Here is a 3,144-nt window from a genome sequence, read left to right on the forward strand (position 1 = left end):
AAAAGCTGTGGGTTGCTCGTTATTCGGGTCAGCGCGATATATAGTGCTGAATTAAGGACGAATACGCTAATTATAATCCCGAAGCTGAACGAGAAGATGATGACCAATAGCGAAGCGAGAATGGAGATAATCATTAGTGCAAACAGCGATAGTGGTAATCCGAAAATAACCGCCCGCTTTCTGATGTTTTTATAGACTTCGAAACGCTTCATTATACCACTATTGAAATTAGATAGGTAAAAATCCCTACCACTGCTCCGGCAATAAGGACAAAAACCAATACGCGGGTAATCCCCTTTTTTAAATCGGCATTCTCACCAAAGAAATGCCCGGCATTAAATAGAAAGCCAACTAAGAAAATGACCCCCAGGATGATAGGAAAGACGGTCCTGATGGTAGTGGAAACATCGTTTACAGATTCTTCGATTCCCCCAATTTGTGCAAAAGATGTAGCAGACAGGAAAGAGAAGATAGCTGCTAAATACATTGATTTTTTCATAACGAACAGTTTAAATTTTGTGTTGTTTTTGTTATAGGAAAAATACATATATTTGATTATAAATATCTGAATATCAAATAATTGTGAATAAAATATTATTTAGTTTCGTTTGAATTCAGTTACTATTATTTGACATCAAATTCTATGAAATTTTGAGACCAAGCTGTTGATAAGCAGAAAATTGAAAATGAAAAACGTGCTCAAAAACGTCAGTTTTGTGATTTTGCTCTTAAAAATGTGCTTCATTTTTGGACAGGAACTGGCAACTCAAAAGCGAGTTGTTATTGATGTGGGGCACGGTGGAAAAGATTCTGGTGCAATTGGGGTAAATGGGATAATAGAAAAAGATGTTGTTATGGATATCGCAAATGAGATATTGAAACGAAATAACAATTTGAATAAGCCACTAGACATTTACTTAACCAGGTACAATGACACCTTAATTTCCTTATCCGATAGAACTAAGCTAGCTAAAGCTCTAAAAGCTGATTTGTTTATTTCGTTGCATTGTAATCATTCGGATAATCCAAAGGCGAGAGGAATTGAGATATATGTATCTAATGATGAATCAAACCATTCTGATAATTCGACTTGGTTCGCCTTTCAATTGCAAGCTGGGTTCAATAAGAAATTGGGGTTTGAAAGTAGGGGTGTGAAGTTTGCGAATTTTCAGGTAATTAGAGAATCCTGTAATTTCTTTCCCGCCATTTTAGTTGAGTTGGGATTTCTTTCGAATAAGGACGACTTGAAATACATTTCAGAACCTTTAAATAAGCAATCCATTGGATCAGTTATTTTAATAGAAGTAATTAATTATTTAAAAGATGAATTATGAAAGAAGTATTTATTGAAATAACTAAGAGCGTTAAAGAAATTATTGGACAATTTATTTCAGAAGTGGTAATAATTTATAATTCTTGGAGGCTTTGAACTACTTTCTTTTATCCCCAGCCCCCTCTTCAAAAGCAACAAGATTGAATAATTCCCGCATTCGGCTTCGGACTCTGTTTCCGTAACGTTCTTCCAGTTCCTCGGCATTCAGGTTTGTTGTGGCGTGAGTTTTAACCTTTTGATTTGTCTGAAGAAAAAGTTCATGGCGCGATAACAGCACTTCTCCCATAACATTACAATCTTTTCCGTAGAACCTTCCGGGAGGTTCTACCCCTAAATCATCAAAGCAAAATAATTTATTGTTTCCGTAATCTTCGATGGTTTTATAACCAAGATGGTTGAAGCTAAAAACAACGTTGCGGCATGGAATCATCTCGTAAGGTCTTTGTAAAGGAACAAGGTGACGGAGAAGTTTCATTAGGCTGGTTTTTCCACATCCTACGGGACCAGACAGCAAAAGCCCCTTTTCAACATCAATACCGGACTTCTGGCAGCTCTTTTTGTCTTTGATAAAGTAAGAACTCAACTTTAGTATAATATCTCGGTCTTCTTTGTAGATCTTGAATTTTTCTCCAAATAGAAGCTTTCCCTTTGCATTGAGGTACACCAGGATTTTCGGAAAATCGTAAAGCACTGATTTTCCATCGAATTTCCCAAGCGAAAATTCTACACCGCCTTCGATGATTTTAGAGGGGTTGACCATAGTCTTTGATTTTAGTGGTTTTGAGGTTGTCCCGATTTTGGGACGCTCCCTTTTTGTTTGGTTTGTTTTCTTCGGCAAATAGTTCAATTCGATCCATCCAATTCACCGCTAAAGCCCGCCAATCTCGTATTGCTTTCCCATCGCTTGTTTTCCAATCGTTAGCTTCATAATGCGCAAAGAATTTTTTTCCTTCATCAGCAGAAAAACTTTTTTCTTCAAAAAAATTAAAAACAGCCTGCCTGTCCTTTGGTTGTTTATTAATGTTTACTTGTTTGGTATTGTTTATATTAGATACCAATGCTTGTCCACTCACGGGACGGTGCGGGTACACAGCTTGTCCATTGGTGGGATGGTGCTGGTACACGACCGGTTCACGTATGGGATGGTACCGTTCCGCAAGCTGTTCCAATTCGGGATTGTACTGTCCCATAACCGGTTCATCACTCGTCTCGATAATGGACATCTTGATTTTACTCCCTTTATAGGGATTATTCGATGGGAAATAGGACAGATAATCCCAGAAGTCTAGATCGGTTATGCACCGATGGTAGGTAGATTTTGAGCCAATTTTAGCGACACGCATCAATTCCCTCCGGTTAACGAAAAACTCATCGGCAAACCGGCTGCTATTCCATTCCTGAAATAAAGCCATATACAAGCTAATATGGGTCGGGTTCAAACGGTCATCAAAAAAGAACTTTTCAAAAGCCGCATTCAGTTGCTTAATATAATTCATAGTAGTTATTCAAATTTGTGATGTACCCGATTGGCGGTCATCACGTTTTGGATTTCCACGGCATCATAGTAAATAATTCCTCCAACTTTGGTGTAGGGTAGGGTGCCGTTAATTCTTAGATTTTGAAGAGTTCCCGGACTTACCTGGAGCAGGTCCATTACATCGGAAGATTTTAAATATTTCTTTAAAGTTCCTGATGATTGTTTGGTGATGAGATTTTTAATCTCCTCGAGCAATTCTAATTTGAACTCCCGAAGATCGTCTGTGGTAATGATACTTGTTGGCATAATAGAACGGTTTTTAAAGAAAGGGACT

At 37.8% G+C, this 3,144-nt stretch carries 6 protein-coding genes; 1 reads left to right on the plus strand and 5 read right to left on the minus strand.

Annotated elements, in window-relative coordinates:
* Together RM529_RS16665 and RM529_RS16670 are read right to left on the minus strand one after the other, a co-directional pair.
* On the minus strand, positions 1-212 hold a 212-nt coding region (locus RM529_RS16665), incomplete at its 3' end, for a hypothetical protein (protein WP_311485871.1).
* The gene (locus RM529_RS16670) at positions 212-499 is read right to left on the minus strand and encodes a hypothetical protein (protein ID WP_311485873.1); all 288 of its coding nucleotides are present in this window, start codon (positions 497-499) and stop codon (positions 212-214) included. The genes RM529_RS16670 and RM529_RS16665, both read right to left, overlap by 1 nt.
* A 187-nt stretch (positions 500-686) precedes the next feature.
* Between RM529_RS16670 and RM529_RS16675 the strand changes: the two genes are divergently transcribed.
* Positions 687-1,334 carry an N-acetylmuramoyl-L-alanine amidase family protein gene (locus tag RM529_RS16675; protein ID WP_311485874.1) on the plus strand — a complete coding sequence of 216 codons (648 nt, stop codon included), beginning with the start codon at positions 687-689 and terminating at the stop codon, positions 1,332-1,334.
* A gap of 96 nt (positions 1,335-1,430) precedes the next feature.
* On the opposite strand, the gene RM529_RS16680 is transcribed toward RM529_RS16675, so the two are convergent.
* The 3 genes from RM529_RS16680 to RM529_RS16690 are packed head-to-tail and all read right to left on the minus strand — an operon-like array spanning position 1,431 to position 3,116.
* The gene (locus tag RM529_RS16680; protein WP_311485875.1) at positions 1,431-2,093 is read right to left on the minus strand and encodes a P-loop NTPase family protein; all 663 of its coding nucleotides are present in this window, start codon (positions 2,091-2,093) and stop codon (positions 1,431-1,433) included.
* Complete coding sequence (locus RM529_RS16685) at positions 2,077-2,829, minus strand: hypothetical protein (protein ID WP_311485876.1); 753 nt, start codon at positions 2,827-2,829, stop codon at positions 2,077-2,079. Before RM529_RS16685 ends, RM529_RS16680 begins: the two co-directional genes overlap by 17 nt.
* A gap of 5 nt (positions 2,830-2,834) precedes the next feature.
* Positions 2,835-3,116: a helix-turn-helix domain-containing protein gene (locus tag RM529_RS16690; RefSeq protein WP_146831827.1), complete on the minus strand. Its 282-nt coding sequence runs from the start codon at positions 3,114-3,116 to the stop codon at positions 2,835-2,837.
* Positions 3,117-3,144 lie beyond the last annotated feature (28 nt).

Source organism: Autumnicola edwardsiae (assembly GCF_031846505.1).
GTDB classification, from domain to species: Bacteria; Bacteroidota; Bacteroidia; order Flavobacteriales; family Flavobacteriaceae; genus Autumnicola; species Autumnicola edwardsiae.